At 63.0% G+C, this 13,155-nt stretch carries 12 protein-coding genes and 1 tRNA gene; 6 read left to right on the top strand and 7 right to left on the bottom strand.

The window, feature by feature from the left end; translation table 11 throughout:
* Positions 1–596 (top strand): MliC family protein (locus tag SX243_20940; GenBank protein ID MDY7095451.1); only part of this gene is annotated, 596 nt, incomplete at its 5' end.
* A gap of 58 nt (positions 597–654) precedes the next feature.
* Here SX243_20940 and SX243_20935 read toward each other — a convergent pair.
* From SX243_20935 to SX243_20925, 3 genes are all read right to left on the bottom strand, one after another.
* Positions 655–1,527: a DUF6600 domain-containing protein gene (locus SX243_20935; protein MDY7095450.1), complete on the bottom strand. Its 873-nt coding sequence runs from the start codon at positions 1,525–1,527 to the stop codon at positions 655–657.
* A gap of 503 nt (positions 1,528–2,030) precedes the next feature.
* The gene (locus tag SX243_20930) at positions 2,031–2,522 is read right to left on the bottom strand and encodes a hypothetical protein (GenBank protein MDY7095449.1); all 492 of its coding nucleotides are present in this window, start codon (positions 2,520–2,522) and stop codon (positions 2,031–2,033) included.
* A 59-nt stretch (positions 2,523–2,581) separates the two neighbouring features.
* The gene (locus tag SX243_20925) at positions 2,582–3,043 is read right to left on the bottom strand and encodes a CBS domain-containing protein (GenBank protein MDY7095448.1); all 462 of its coding nucleotides are present in this window, start codon (positions 3,041–3,043) and stop codon (positions 2,582–2,584) included.
* Positions 3,044–3,427: 384 nt separating this feature from the next.
* On the opposite strand from SX243_20925, the gene SX243_20920 reads away from it, so the two are divergent.
* Positions 3,428–5,347 (top strand): PAS domain S-box protein, encoded by a 1,920-nt coding sequence (locus SX243_20920; protein ID MDY7095447.1) that lies wholly within the window; start codon positions 3,428–3,430, stop codon positions 5,345–5,347.
* A 17-nt stretch (positions 5,348–5,364) separates the two neighbouring features.
* On the opposite strand, the gene SX243_20915 is transcribed toward SX243_20920, so the two are convergent.
* On the bottom strand, positions 5,365–6,105 hold the full coding sequence (locus SX243_20915) for a HAMP domain-containing sensor histidine kinase (protein MDY7095446.1): 741 nt from the start codon (positions 6,103–6,105) through the stop codon (positions 5,365–5,367).
* 96 nt (positions 6,106–6,201) lie between these two features.
* The gene (locus tag SX243_20910; protein ID MDY7095445.1) at positions 6,202–6,375 is read right to left on the bottom strand and encodes a YHS domain-containing protein; all 174 of its coding nucleotides are present in this window, start codon (positions 6,373–6,375) and stop codon (positions 6,202–6,204) included.
* Between the two features lie 362 nt (positions 6,376–6,737).
* On the opposite strand from SX243_20910, the gene SX243_20905 reads away from it, so the two are divergent.
* From SX243_20905 to SX243_20890, 4 genes are all read left to right on the top strand, one after another.
* Positions 6,738–7,406, top strand: a complete 669-nt coding sequence (locus SX243_20905; GenBank protein MDY7095444.1) for a response regulator transcription factor — start codon at positions 6,738–6,740, stop codon at positions 7,404–7,406.
* Positions 7,407–7,567: 161 nt separating this feature from the next.
* Positions 7,568–8,158: a type IV toxin-antitoxin system AbiEi family antitoxin domain-containing protein gene (locus SX243_20900; GenBank protein ID MDY7095443.1), complete on the top strand. Its 591-nt coding sequence runs from the start codon at positions 7,568–7,570 to the stop codon at positions 8,156–8,158.
* Entirely contained in the window at positions 8,155–9,051 is an 897-nt protein-coding gene (locus SX243_20895; protein ID MDY7095442.1) for a nucleotidyl transferase AbiEii/AbiGii toxin family protein, read from the top strand. The genes SX243_20900 and SX243_20895 overlap by 4 nt, the downstream gene beginning before the upstream one ends.
* A 1,261-nt stretch (positions 9,052–10,312) precedes the next feature.
* Positions 10,313–12,646, top strand: a complete 2,334-nt coding sequence (locus tag SX243_20890; GenBank protein MDY7095441.1) for a tetratricopeptide repeat protein — start codon at positions 10,313–10,315, stop codon at positions 12,644–12,646.
* 5 nt (positions 12,647–12,651) lie between these two features.
* Here the strand turns inward: SX243_20890 and SX243_20885 are convergent.
* Together SX243_20885 and SX243_20880 are read right to left on the bottom strand one after the other, a co-directional pair.
* Positions 12,652–12,727: transfer RNA gene (locus tag SX243_20885), tRNA-Ala, on the bottom strand.
* An 89-nt stretch (positions 12,728–12,816) separates the two neighbouring features.
* The gene (locus SX243_20880) at positions 12,817–13,071 is read right to left on the bottom strand and encodes a peroxidase (protein MDY7095440.1); all 255 of its coding nucleotides are present in this window, start codon (positions 13,069–13,071) and stop codon (positions 12,817–12,819) included.
* Positions 13,072–13,155 lie beyond the last annotated feature (84 nt).

The following is a 13,155-nucleotide window of genomic DNA, read 5'->3' as shown; positions in this document are numbered from 1 at the left end:
GCCGGACCATCGATGGCCTGGTTCGTCAGCGGATGGACAGCAATTCCTCTGCATCCCGGGGGCCATCGTTCTCCTGCGATGAGGTGAGACCGGGGAGCATCGAGGCCATGGTTTGTGAGGACGGGGACTTGGCGGCGCTGGATCGCCAGCTGGCGGCAGTGTATTCCGCCGCGTCGGAGAGGGCTGCCGACGAGCGCCCTCCGCGCCTGAAGGCGGAACAGCGGGGCTGGATCAAGGGACGGGACGAATGCTGGAAGAGCGACGACCAGCGGACGTGTGTGCAGCAGGAGTACACGCGCCGGATCGCCGAGTTGCAGGCTCGATATCGCCTGGTACCCGCAACCGGGCCGGTCTTCTACCGTTGCCAGGGGCAGCCCGCCAACGAGGTCGTCGTCACGTTCTTTGAGACCCAGCCGCCGACCCTGATCGCGGAGCGGGGCGATAGCGTGGCTCTGATGTACCGGCAGCCGAGCGAGGTCGGAGCGAAGTACCAGGGGCGCAACGAAGTGCTTTGGGAAACTGGAGACGGGGCACGCATCCAATGGGGTTACGGCGCTCCCGAAATGCAGTGCTCCAGGGTACAGTCGGGAGGCTAACAGCCCGGGGCCCCGAAGCCGCAGGGTTTACGGCTTTGAGACCCCAGGCTCTTCAGGCTCAGCCTCTGCCGCGGCCGGGCTTCTTCCGCGCCGGTTTGCGGTCACCGCCGGGCTTCTGTTCTAGAGGCGGGCGGTAGACTTCGAGGCGGCCGTCCCGGGGACGAGGTGCCGCGGTGGGAGGCGGATTCTGCCGCTCCTCGATCTTCACTCTTGGAACGGTGACGCCGGTCTGGCGTTCGAAGACACCGGGATCGAGACCTCGGTCCCGGACCGATCCGCGCTCCGCTGTCTCGAATCGGGTGACAACCCGCGTGCGGTCCAGGAGGCCGGCGTCGCGGGAACCCGGGAGAATGTGCTCGCGCAGTTGCAGGGTGGTGAAGTGCCGGTCCGGCACGAAGATCCACCCGTCGATCCCGATGGAAATGCCGGCGGACCAGTGCAGGCCGTCATTCCAGCGCGCTCCCGGGGGTAGGGGAGCCCAGCCGATCCAGCCGCCACCGAAGCGCCACTCGACCCAGGCGGGGGCCCAGACAGAGCCGGGCTTCCAGATCCAGCCGAAACGGGGGTGATGGAGCCAGCGGCCATAGTGGAAGGGGGCCCAGCCCCACTCCCAGGTCGACACCCAGGTCCACCCGTAGCTCGAGTAGACCCAATGTCCGTAAGTGTAGGGATGCCAGCCCACCGGCAGGTCGTTGGGAATCCAGATCCAGCCGTGGACCTCGATCCACTCCCAGGTGCCGAACGGCGCCAGAGAATCCCAGAAGACGACATCGACCTGGGTCCTCACGGGCCCGGGGCTGGAAGACCTCACCGCGGCCACGCAGCTGATCGAGCTCAGGATCACCAAGACCAACAAACCCAGGCTGAGCAGCTTCAGGCGAGGATCGAGATTCCTCGTCCGCCAGACTCTACGTATGGACTTGTAACTCATCTTGACTCCTTTCTAAGGCGTCCCGAGGAGTCCTTAGAAACTCCTCAGACAAGTTCAAGCTATCGCCGTTGGGGATATGGGGCCACGCCTGAAAGGAGGGGCCGGCGCGTCGCCGACGGGTGGGGTGGTGGTTCAACTAGCGGGGATTCAGCAGGCTCCTAGGAGCTTGCTGAAAAACCCGCGTCGCGCTCCGAACGGCTCTTTTCGGCCGAATCTTCGTTGTCGAACCTCGACGATTCCCGAATCGCCTGCGGTTCTCCGCCTTGATTCTGCTCGAAAATTTCTCGTTCTCGCATGCGACTGACTTTTTCAGCAAGCTCCTAGATACCCGTCCGGTTGCAGGCTGGTGGCGAGCATCACGCTGTTGATCTCCCGATGCTCTCGCCACAGCCGGGTGTCGCGATTCTGGGGATCGCCCCAGAATTCCGTGATGCGGTGAGCCAGGTCCCCTCGGGCCGTCAGCTCCGCAATCTCCAGCCACTCACCGGGTTCGAAGAGCCCCGCTAGCCATTGGAGCGCAGCCAGGCCGATGGCGAGGCCGAGCTCTCGAAATGCCAGACGGGCCGAGGCTGGCCGTTCCAGGGTGCCCGAGTGGGAGAAGGCGGCGAGGCTGGGCCGGAGGTCGGATTGCCGATGCGCAGGCCTCCGGCGGTGGGATGCTGCTCGCCTTCGGCTTCACTCAGGCCGCTGATCCAGCCTCGGCGGGAGTCTTCATCCCGGTAGCGGCCGAGGGTGTGGTGGACTTGGTCGACGAGACGAAGAGCCAGGTCGAGATACCGGCCTTCTCCGGTGGCCTGATGAAGCCCGAGATAGTTGCAGACCGCAAAGGCGTCGGTCCACAGATAGCGCCGACGGGGCGCGGTGCCGACCAAGCCGCTGAGCTGGGCATAATCGTCCATCAGCTGCCGAGCGAGCCGGGACGGCGAGAGCTTGCCCCCCGGCTGCCCGGCTTCGGGGGGTGATCGGGCCCCCGCCTCGATATCGTGTCGTTTCATGGTTGCCAGCTCCCCTCAGAAGCAGGGGCGGGCCAGCTCCAGGGCCGTCTACTGCGCTGCTACACCGTGACCGGCTGCTGGCGGTGGGTGCAGATGGCCTGGAAAGCTTTGGCCACCTCTTCGTAGGTTGGCCGTTCGAGACTCCCGTGGGTCGAGTGTGCCTCGAGGGCTACATCGTTGAGGGAAACGACGCCGACCAGTCGACCGTCTTCCACCACCGGCAGACGGCGCACTTGGTGTTTCGCCATTACCTCCAACGCGGTCCGGGTTTCGTCCTCCGGGGAGCAGCTATGCACTTCGTTTCGGGGCAGCTTGCCGATGGATAGCTCCGTCGGTCGAGCCCCTTGGAAGAGGAGGGCCATGGCGAGGTCGCGGTCGGTGACGATCCCCACGACTTGATCACCCTCGATGACGGGAAGGATTCCGCAGTCGTCCTCCCAGAGGCGCTGGAGGGCCGAGGCCACGGAGTCTCCTGGCGAGCAGGTCGCCGGCTTGCTGGTCATGATTTCACGGACCTTCATGGTGCCTGTCCTTTCTGTAGATGGGTTGATCTCATTGGAGAGTTGGTCGGCTTCAGGGGCGACTTCCTTGGGCATTGGGGGCAGAGGTTTTGGGCCTGGGCGGTCCTTTTCGCCGTGCTCGAAGGTCGGATGGATTCTGGCCTCTGTGCAAGCGTACGCCTTGGGTCCATGGATCGCACAGACCCCGGCGGGTGGCCGGCTGTCGCCCGCGGGTGGCCCTCTTACCCGCGCTTGGGGGTGGGGTCGCTTCAGGTGATATAAAGTTGAACAGATAAGAATATCTCGTCGGTTCTGAGAAACTCCATCAATATCGACCATGGGAAGACATTGAAGGATCCTCAAACAGGGTTCGCTCCGGATCAGGACTCTCGCAAGCCTGGTGGGGTGGAGCCAGTCCGTGGGCTCTTCGACAACCCGGTGGTGGGTGCTTGCATCGTCAGTGCCGTCGAGGGCGGGAGCATCTCCCGGGCGAATCGGGTGTACCAGCAGATGATGGGGTACTCGCAGGCAGAGCTCCAGCGAATGACTCTCCTCGACCTCACTCACTCCGAGGACCGGGCCCGTACCTGCGATCTCTTCGAGCAGCTCGTCCGTGGACAGCGCGATTCCTTCCAGCGCGAGAGCCGGTGGCTTCGTAAGGACGGTGGGGTGTTTTGGGGACGTTTGACCGCCTATCTCGCCAGCGACACGGCCGGGGCGTCCAGCTATGCCATCGGGCTGGTCGAGGACATCACAGACCGCAAGCGGATGGAGCAGGAGCGCCTCGAGAGTGCCGAGCGCCTCGAGGCCCTCCTCGATGCCGCAGTGGATGCCATCGTCACGATCGATTCCCGGGGGATCATCGAATCGGTGAATCCGGCGACGGAGAAGATGTTCGGCTACAGCGCCGACGAGCTCTTGGGCGAGAACGTCAGGATTCTCATGCCCGAGCCCTACCGCGACGAGCACGATGGCTATATAGACCGGTATCGGCGTACGGGCGAGAAGCGGATCATCGGCATCGGGCGGGAGGTGCAGGGTCGCCGCAAGGACGGCTTCGTCTTTCCGGTGGATCTGGCGGTCAACGAGGTTTGCATTGGGGATGAGCGCCTGTTCATGGGGACTCTCCGGGATCTCACGGACCGAAGAATCCTCGAGGAGTCCCTGCTCCGAGCCCAGAAGATGGAGGCCCTCGGTCGCCTCGCCGGCGGCGTCGCCCACGACTTCAACACGTTGCTGGGGACGATCATCGGCTACGCAGAGATCCTCGGGAAAGAGGCCGGGGAGGAGGATTCCGCGCTGCAGGGGTACGCCGAGCGAATTCACCAGGCGGCGCGGCGAGGGGCCGATCTGACCCGCCAGCTACTCGCCTTCGGCAGCCGCCAGGAGACCCGCCGGAGGCTGGTGGACATCGGCTCCCTGACCGGGGAAACGGCGGATATGATCCACCGTCTCATCGGCGAAGACATCCGCTTCGAGTGCTCTGTGGAGGACTCCCTCGGTCCCGTGGCCATCGACCCGGGGCAGCTCCAGCAGGTGCTGCTCAACCTGGCGGTCAACGCTTCCGATGCCATGCCCCGGGGTGGACGGCTCTCGGTGCGGTGGACCCGGGCCATGCTCGATGAGGAGATGGGCACCGAGACCGGCTCCATCCAGCCAGGCACCTACGCGCTGCTGGAGGTCGAGGACACGGGCACCGGGATGAGTGAGGCGAACCGCCAGCGGATCTTCGAGCCGTTCTTCACCACCAAGGAGGTGGGCAAGGGCACCGGGCTCGGGCTCTCCACGGTCTTCGGCATCGTGCACCAATGGGACGGCGGAATCTCTGTGATCAGCCAACTGGGCGTCGGAACCACCTTCCGCATCTACCTGCCCGTGGCGGAGGAGGGCGAGCCGCCGTCCGCCGCGGCTTCGCAGCCCGAGCTGCCGTCCCCGTCCGCCACCACCCTCGCTACGGTGCTGGTGGTCGAGGACGACGACATGTTTCGCAACCTCCTCGGCGAGGTGCTGGAGTCCGAGGGCTACGAAGTCCTGACCGCACGAGAGGCCGATGAGGCGCTGAATCTGTGCGGCCAAGGCCTCGAGGCCGTCGACGTTCTGGTGTCGGATCTCGTCATGCCGTCCGGCAACGGTGTGAAGCTCTCGGCGGAGCTCCGGTCCCGCTATCCGCATCTGCGGGTGATCCTGATGTCGGGCTATAGCGACGAAGCGCTGGCGGGCCGAGACATCGACAAGGAGCTAGCAGACGCCTTCCTGGAGAAGCCTTTCGATATCTCCACGCTCCTGCGGACGGTGGGGGCCGTCCTCGATCGTCGGGACCCTTGAGTCGAGGCCGATCTAGCTCACGGGGAGGGTCCAGGGAGAGGAAGGCGCAGCACGCATTTCGAACGCCCTTCCTCGGCGACCATCTTCAGCTCACCGCCCAGCTCGGTGGCGATCTCCCGGGCCAGGAGCGGCGCGAGGGGCCGCGCACCTTTCTGTTTGAGCTTCCGGGCGGTGCCGCCTTCGAACGGATTGAACAAGGACTCCGGATCCTCTGAGGGGCCACATCCAGCGTCCCCCCGAAAGGTGAAGAACAAGAAAGAACCGCGGCTCTCGGCTTGGACGGAGACCTCCCGATCCGCCAGGAACAGCGCCGTTTCGAGCAGGGCGTCCAGGGCTTGTTCGAGGAGGGCGGCGTCGGTGTGAATCATGGGAAGCCCGGGTTGGAGCTCCGTAGAGACGGTAATTCCCATCTCCCAGGCCGAGGTCCGAATGGCGTCCGTGGCTCGCCGCATCACATCTTCAGGGGACAGTGCTTCTACGCGCTTGCGGACCCGCCCGCCGCGCAAACGGGCGAACGTCCCGACATCATGGAGCAGCTCCTGCATCTCGCGCACCAGCTGGTGCAGGTTCTCCGTGTAGCGCTGTTGGTTGTCGGAGAGGCCAATCCCCTCCCTCCCGAGGAGCTCGACGACCACTCCAAGGCTTGCCAGAGGGGTGTTCAGCTCGTGGGTGAGGCCGGAGAGGAAATGAGGCCAATCGTCCTCTCTGACGGTGTCAGGGTCGAAGACCTCCCCTTCCCGAGGCTTGGTGCCTACCATGGTAGAGACCATCTCGAGTCCGAGACTCTGGATTCGGTGATCCGCAATATCTTCACTCTGCGCTCCTCGTTTCTGTCTCTGCGCAGGGCAGACGAATCAGGGTGCGTGGTCTTCCTCGTCCCCTTCATAGAGGAAGGCCTCGGGATCTTCCCGGAACTGCTGCAAGCAATCCTCACTACAGAAGTAGAGGCGCTCCTCACCGTCCCTGATGGATTCCACGGCGTTGTCGGGTTCCAGCTCCATCTCGCAAACCGTGCATTGGACTACCATCGAGGGCCTCCTTTATGGTTTGAGACTTTGAAGCTTCCCTCCAGGATGGATTCTACCGACGGCATCGACGCGGTACGCCGTCCGTTGGGGTTGGGCCGCCCACCGCCCCACAACGTGGTTGAGCCATCCATACCTCCTGGTTTTTGGCCTCCCAAACCGATGGGAGTCGGCCAACCAGCCCGAGATTTGTAGCTGCGTGCAGGATCGGTTGCTAACCTAAGCAGTGTGGCGATCCCATCCGGTTCCCGACGTAGCTCATTCTCGAGGGGACCTCGGCGGCATGCCAGGGAGGCATGGCGATCCCAACGCCGGGCTTGCTGCGGTTGATTCTTCGCCACGGGCCGCTAGGAGGGGCCTGTCCCATGCTTCTCGTGATCGCTGACGACCACGTACTCTTCCGGCAAAGCCTCAGAGGCCTGATCGAATTGCGCGGCCATGAGGTCGTAGGCGAAGCTCAGGATGGTGTCGAGGCGGTGGAGCTCACCCGCCGCCTAAAGCCCGACATCCTCCTGTTGGATCTGAACATGCCCACCAAAGGCGGCCTCGAGGCCATTCGAGAGATTCGCGCCGAGAACCCCGACCAGCGCATCGTGGTCCTCACCGCTTCCCGGGAAGACGAAGATCTTTTCGAAGCAGTGCAGGCCGGGGCCGGCGGGTATTTGATGAAGGACCTGGCGGCGGAGGAGTTCTTCGAGCTGCTCGAGGGAGTTCTGGAAGGCGAGCCGGCCCTGCCGCCGGAGGTCTCCCGCAAGCTGATGAAAGAGTTTGCGAGCATGAAGCGACTCGCCCACCGGGAAGATCACCGGGACAACCCCGACGCCCTCACCGACCGCGAGCTCGACGTGCTGCGGGCCATGACCGGCGGCATCACCTCCAACCGCTCCCTCTCCAGCCACCTCGGCCTGTCGGAAAACACGATCAAATTCCACGTCCGCAACATCCTAGACAAACTCCACCTCCACGACCGCACCCAGGCCGTGGCCCATGCGCTGCGGACGGGGTTGCTGGAGGGCGGGGAGGGGGACGGGTGAGCCTGCTGAGGGACGTCGGGCTGGGTCTTGGTTGACGCCCGGAGTCTGTTCCATGCGCCGTTTAGTTTGCCGATGAAGCGGTGACGGACTGATGCTCCTTCGACCGCCTACGATGTGAGGTTCTTGCACAAAACTAAAGGATGGCTTAATGTTTGTGCGGGATGACCGAAAGCGAAAGACCATCGGATACACCAGACTGGGATTCTCTGTTCGACATCGCCCAGGCACAAGCGGGCTACTTCACGACGGAGCAAGCGGCTCATGCAGGCTACTCGCCGCAGCTCCTTGCCTACCACCGGGACAACAAGGTCGAGCGCGTGCGGCGGGGGATCTATCGTCTCGTGCACTTTCCCGCCTCTGATCATGAGGATCTCGTGGTCCTTTGGCTCTGGAGTGAGCAAGAAGGAGTGTTCTCCCACGAGACGGCCCTCGCGCTCCACGACCTCTCGGACATCCTTCCGAGCCGGGCTCACCTCACCCTCCCAGCGAGCTGGCGCCGCCGGCGACTCCGCGTGCCTTCGGGCCTCGTTCTTTCTTTCGCTGATATCGGCGATGAGGATCGTGCGAGCTTCGAGGCAGTGCCCGTTACTAGACCGTTGCGAACCCTAAGGGACTGCATCGAGGCACACGTTGAGCCAAGACTCGTCGAGCAGGCAATCCGTCAGGCGCGATGGCGTGGGCTCATCTCGGCGACCGATGAGACCCGACTCCTAGACAAGCTACTGAGTGTTGGCAAGGCTATAGAACCATGACGGTCCGTCATTATGCAACGGGACTGGCGTTCAAACAGGCCCTGGAGCATCGGCTTAAGGCCTCGTCGGCGAGTGGTCCGGACCTCGCGCGCCGTCGACAGCTCCTCGTGTTCGAGCGATTCCTCGCCCGTGTTTCTGAGGTAGCTGGAGAGGCGGTGGTGCTCAAGGGTGGACTCGTGCTCGAACTCCGCCTCGCGCGTGCGCGGACCACCAAGGATGTCGATCTGCGGATGATGGGCACTTCGAGTGACGTCTTGGCTCGCCTGCAAGAGGCTGGGCGGCTCGACCTCGGTGACCACATGGTGTTCGGAGTTGAGCCCGACAAGCAGCATCCCGAAATGCTGAACGACGGAATGCGCTACGAGGGATATCGGTACCGTGCAGAATGCCGATTCGTCGGAAAGGTCTACGGGCGACCGTTTGGCGTCGACGTGGCATTTGGTGACCCTTTGGTCGGTGAACCAGACATTGTCGTGGCCGAGGACACCCTTGGTTTTGCCGGAATCGATCCACCGGCCTTGCGTGTGTACCCGGTCGTCTCGCATATCGCCGAGAAGCTCCACGCAATGACCATGCCACGGACTCGGCCTAATTCGCGGGTCCGCGACCTGCCTGATATTGCGCTTCTGGCTACTACGGGCCAGATCGATGGAGAGCTCCTGCGCAAGGCGGTCAACACAACTTTCCAGTTTAGGAATACTCACGCAGTTCCAAGTACTGTCCCGACTCCCCCTGACTCCTGGGAGGCTCCCTACGCAGAGATGGCAGAGGCAGATGAGCTGCCTTGGGTGACGCTGCAGGAGGTTTCAGAGGCTGTTTCGTTGTTTCTAGGGCCTGCTCTGCGAACGCCTGCTCCAACAACCTGGGATCCCTCGCGCTGGATTTGGCAGTAGAGAAGCCTCCAACCGGTGCCCGCAAGTTTCGCCCCAAGGACGCGCCCTCGCCTTCCTCAGGGCATCGAGAGTCGACGACCGCGGGTTGATCCTGGAGCTTCTGGCGTCAGCCACCAACCCCTCTTGAGGGTTGGCTCGCTGAGCGGCTGATGAGGGTTGCCGCCTCCGTTTGCGGAGAGTGCAGTGGTTTCGTATTCTTTGACGCACCCCTGCACGCTCCGGAGGATTCTTGCGGTCGTACCCACGTTCTGCTCACGCGTCGATCTACGGTTATCTCTACCAGACCTATCTGGGAATCCTGCGCTGGCTGGATCTGGGGGAAGGTGAGGTTCTCGTCTTCGAGGGCGATGAGGATCTGGATCGGCTGCTTCTCCACGGTGTCGGCGTCAGCGAGCAGGTCAAGGCTCTAGAGCGAGCTACCAATCTGCGGGACCGGAAGGTCCTCGACTCTCTTCGCAACTTTCTCCTCATCTACCACCCTCTCCGCGAGGCCGGAGAAGACCGGCGGTTTGTATTCACCACGACGGCGGAACAGCGGCCCCAGCGGACCCAGGATCTGGTAGTGGATGTACTGGCTGCCTGGGAGGATACGGAGCAGCGTTCCCAGGTGGTGGAAGCTTTGCGGAAGCTGCTGCCCAAGTCTGGAGAGAAGGCTCAGGGAAAGACTCAGGCAAAGGCTCTATCCAAGGCCTTGGAATGGCTGGATCAGGAGACCGACGGTAGCCGCTGGGACGCCTTCATCGACTCGGTGACATGGGACTTCAACGCACCGAAGCTGCCCACGGTGCGAGGCCAGATCGCCAGCCGGCTTGGAGCACGCCCGGATGCCGCTAGCTTTCCCGCCGAGACCCTCATCGACCGGCTATTGGCTGAGGTCTTCCAGCGGTCGAGTCGTGATGATCCCGCTGAACGCACTCGCGCGAGCCAGGATCTGGCAGCCTTCTTCGCCCAGGTCGGTGACGAGCTAGCCGCCTGGGCCGCGGGACCTAGCGGAGTCCGGCTGCGCACGGTATTGCGGAACTTGGACGACCTGGGTCCGCTGCTCGAGAACCCGACCCGCCCCCGAGGAGACTTCACCGGCAACCCTGGCAAGGTTCTCCGCGCCGCCTACGAGGTCATTCCCTTCGAGGAACGTCCTCGGGCCGCGCTGCTCGAAGAGCTGGCGGAGTGGTGTGCGGATCCCCAACCCAGCGGAGTCTTCCTCCTCACCGGCGAGGGCGGCAGCGGCAAGACGCGGCTGCTCATCGAGTGGTGCCAGCGCTTGGGCACCCAGGGCTGGCTGGTGGGCTTTCTGCCCGGCATGCGGGCCGGCCGCGAGCCGGACCCCCGCCCCCTGCTTCAGGGTGAGCTCCCGCGGTTGGTGGTCCTGGACTATGCGGAGACTCGGCTGGAGTTGGTCCGGACCTTCCTGCGGGATCTGGCCTTGCATCAGAACGGCCCGAAGCTCCGCGTCGTTTTGCTCGCTCGCCGAGTGGCGGATTGGTGGCGGTCCTTGCAGACCGACGACGACATTGACGATTTATTGGCTCGTGCCCTGGTGCGGAAGATCACTCCTCTCACCGAGGCGGGGAAAGACCGCCGGGAGTCCTTCCAGCACTGCCTCGAGGTCTTCGGCGCCCGGTTGACCCAGGGCGTGCCGGATCGACCTTGGCCTGATCTGGAGGATGCGAAGTACGACCGGGCCCTCTATCTCCACATGGCAGCGCTGGCCTTCCTTTTCGGTGTGGCGGTGCACGACGCTGACGAAGCGTTGCAGTGGACCCTCAAGCACGAGAGGGATTTCTGGGACAAGGAGATCGAACGGGAGAAGCTGGACGGTCCGACCCGGCGAGATCTCGAAGAGACTCTTCCCAATCTGCTAGCCGTGGTCACTCTCTTGGGCGGCTGTGCTGATCGAGATCGTGCTCTCGACCTCGCGCAGCGGGTGGTGGAGCCGTCGCGTCTCGCTCGGACCGCGGTGGATCTGCTGCGGCGGTTGTATAGCGGTGAGGAGGGGGCAGAGGAGATCTTCTTGGAAGGTCTACAACCGGATCTCCTGGGTGAGGAATTGGTCCGCCAGCGCCTCCAGGCGAAGCCTGCACTGCTGTCTCTGGCGCTGGACGCGGCGGAGGCAGAGGAAGAGAAGGTCCAGATTCTCACCGTTCTCACCCGCCTGGCCCAGCGGGTGGAGGCAGCGGTGGTCTGGCTCGATGAGGCCTTCGCGGGGCCGCGCTTAGAGTTATTGGCCAGAGTCGCTCCCCTGGTAGCGGTAGCAACCGGAGATCCCATTGGGCAGCGGCTGGCTCGCGCACTTTCCGATCAGGTGCCGACCAAAGTTCTCGAGGGAATCGTGGGGCTTTGCGAGGAGCCAAGCCTGCAGAAGAGTGTCCCGCTGCTTGAGCTGGCCGCAGTTGCCACGCGACTCTTGGTGGACAGGATGCCCACTGGGGAGTTTGTTGAGAATGAGAAATCTAGGGCTCGGTTGCTTCACAATCTCGGAGTTCGACTCAGTGCTCTAGGCCTTCGAAGAGAGGCACTGGCCGCGTCGTGCGAGGCGACGCAGATCTATCGTCGTCTCTCTGTAGTTGAGCCACATGCTTTTCTCCCAGATCTGGCGATGAGCCTAGACAGTCTTGGGATCCGTCTGAGCGAATTAGGCCGTCGGAAAGAGGCTTTGGCCGCGTCAAGTGAGGCTACTCAGCTATATCGTCGTCTCCTGGAATGGAATCGGAACGCGTTCCTGCCTGATCTAGCGAGGAGCCTAAACAACCAAGGGATTCGCCTGAGCGAATTAGGCCGCGAGGAAAAGGCATTGGCTGCTTCGAAAGAAGCTACAGGACTCTATCGTCGTCTCTTGGAGCGGGACGGGGATGCATTTCTTCCAGACCTGGCTAGGAGTCTGCACAATCTCGGTGCTCGGCTGAGTCAAGCAGGCTTTCATAGTCAGGCTTTGGCTGCGTTGGAAGAAGCGACCCAAGCCTATCGCGATCTATCCGGATTGCGTCCGGATGTGTTCCTTCCGGAGCTGGCAAGTAGTCTCGATAACCTAGGGATAGTTCTGGGCAGTTTGAATCGTAGGAGTGAGGCGGTGGCTGCGTCGCGAGAGGCGACGCAGCTCTACAGGGTTCTGTCAAATTCACGCCCAGGGGCGTTTCTTTCTGATCTGGCAATGAGTCTGAGTAACCTCGGAAATCGTTTGAGTGACTTGGACCGCCATAGGGAAGCCCTCTCCGCTTCTGAAGAAAGTGCGCAGCTCTACCGCCTTCTAGCGAAGTCGAATCGGGGCGCGTTTGTTCCAGACTTGGCGAGGAGTTTGCAGAACCTCGGTCTTCGTCTTTTCGATGTTGGCTGTCTGGAAGAGGCGCTAGCGGCCTACAAGGAGGCCATTGTGCTACTTTCGCCGTCCTTCTTTCAGTTGCCCGAGGCCTATGCTTTTTGGATGGGTAAGATGCTCGGGAACTACTTCCAGGCTTGCTCAGAAGCAGAGGCCGAGCCGGATGGCGACCTAATCGGTCCCATCGTGGAGCTGATGGACGAGCTAGATTCTGCCTCCTCAGAGGACGACGAAGAGCCGGCGGAACAGGAGCTGGCAGCGGAAGGTGGGGAAGAAGAGTAGGGGATTGGTGGAGCGGAAGGGATTCGAACCCTCGACCCCCACGATGCGAACGTGGTGCTCTCCCAGCTGAGCTACCGCCCCAATCCAAGGACGCGGATTGTATCGGGAGCGGGGCGAGGACGCAACCGGTGGGGGGCTACGGTGTGGGCGGGTAGCCGGTCTTGGCCGCTCTACTCACGACCCACACCGAGGGCGTCGGCGACGCGGTTGATGTAGTTGAACCAGGAGGCGATGAGGGTGATCTGGAGGATGCCTTGGTCGTCGAAGCCTTGGCTTCTCAGGCCCTCGTGGTCCTGCGGGCCGATGGAGGTGGCGTCGACGGTCAGTTTGCCCACATAGTCCAGCATCGCCCGGTCGGCGGTGGAAAGCGGGGCATTCTCGTAGTCGCTCGCCAGCGAGCGGACGAGCTCGTCATCCAAGGTCACGACACGCAGAAACTCTGCGTGAGATTGCAGTCAATAAGCGCACCGGTTGAGCGCCGAGACCCGGGTGGCGATCATCTCGTGCTG

It is taken from the genome of Acidobacteriota bacterium (assembly GCA_034211275.1).
Taxonomy (GTDB): Bacteria; Acidobacteriota; Thermoanaerobaculia; order Multivoradales; family JAHZIX01; genus JAGQSE01.
Note: the sequence above shows the minus strand (reverse complement) of the source record. Positions and strands in the feature narration are given on the sequence as shown.

Coding starts and splice junctions, on each gene's coding strand:
- SX243_20935 (MDY7095450.1), bottom strand. CDS start 1,527: ATGAGTTACAAGTCCATACGTAGAGTCTGGCGGACGAGGAATCTCGAT.
- SX243_20930 (MDY7095449.1), bottom strand. CDS start 2,522: ATGAAACGACACGATATCGAGGCGGGGGCCCGATCACCCCCCGAAGCC.
- SX243_20925 (MDY7095448.1), bottom strand. CDS start 3,043: ATGAAGGTCCGTGAAATCATGACCAGCAAGCCGGCGACCTGCTCGCCA.
- SX243_20915 (MDY7095446.1), bottom strand. CDS start 6,105: ATGGTAGGCACCAAGCCTCGGGAAGGGGAGGTCTTCGACCCTGACACC.
- SX243_20910 (MDY7095445.1), bottom strand. CDS start 6,375: ATGGTAGTCCAATGCACGGTTTGCGAGATGGAGCTGGAACCCGACAAC.
- SX243_20905 (MDY7095444.1), top strand. CDS start 6,738: ATGCTTCTCGTGATCGCTGACGACCACGTACTCTTCCGGCAAAGCCTC.
- SX243_20900 (MDY7095443.1), top strand. CDS start 7,568: ATGACCGAAAGCGAAAGACCATCGGATACACCAGACTGGGATTCTCTG.
- SX243_20895 (MDY7095442.1), top strand. CDS start 8,155: ATGACGGTCCGTCATTATGCAACGGGACTGGCGTTCAAACAGGCCCTG.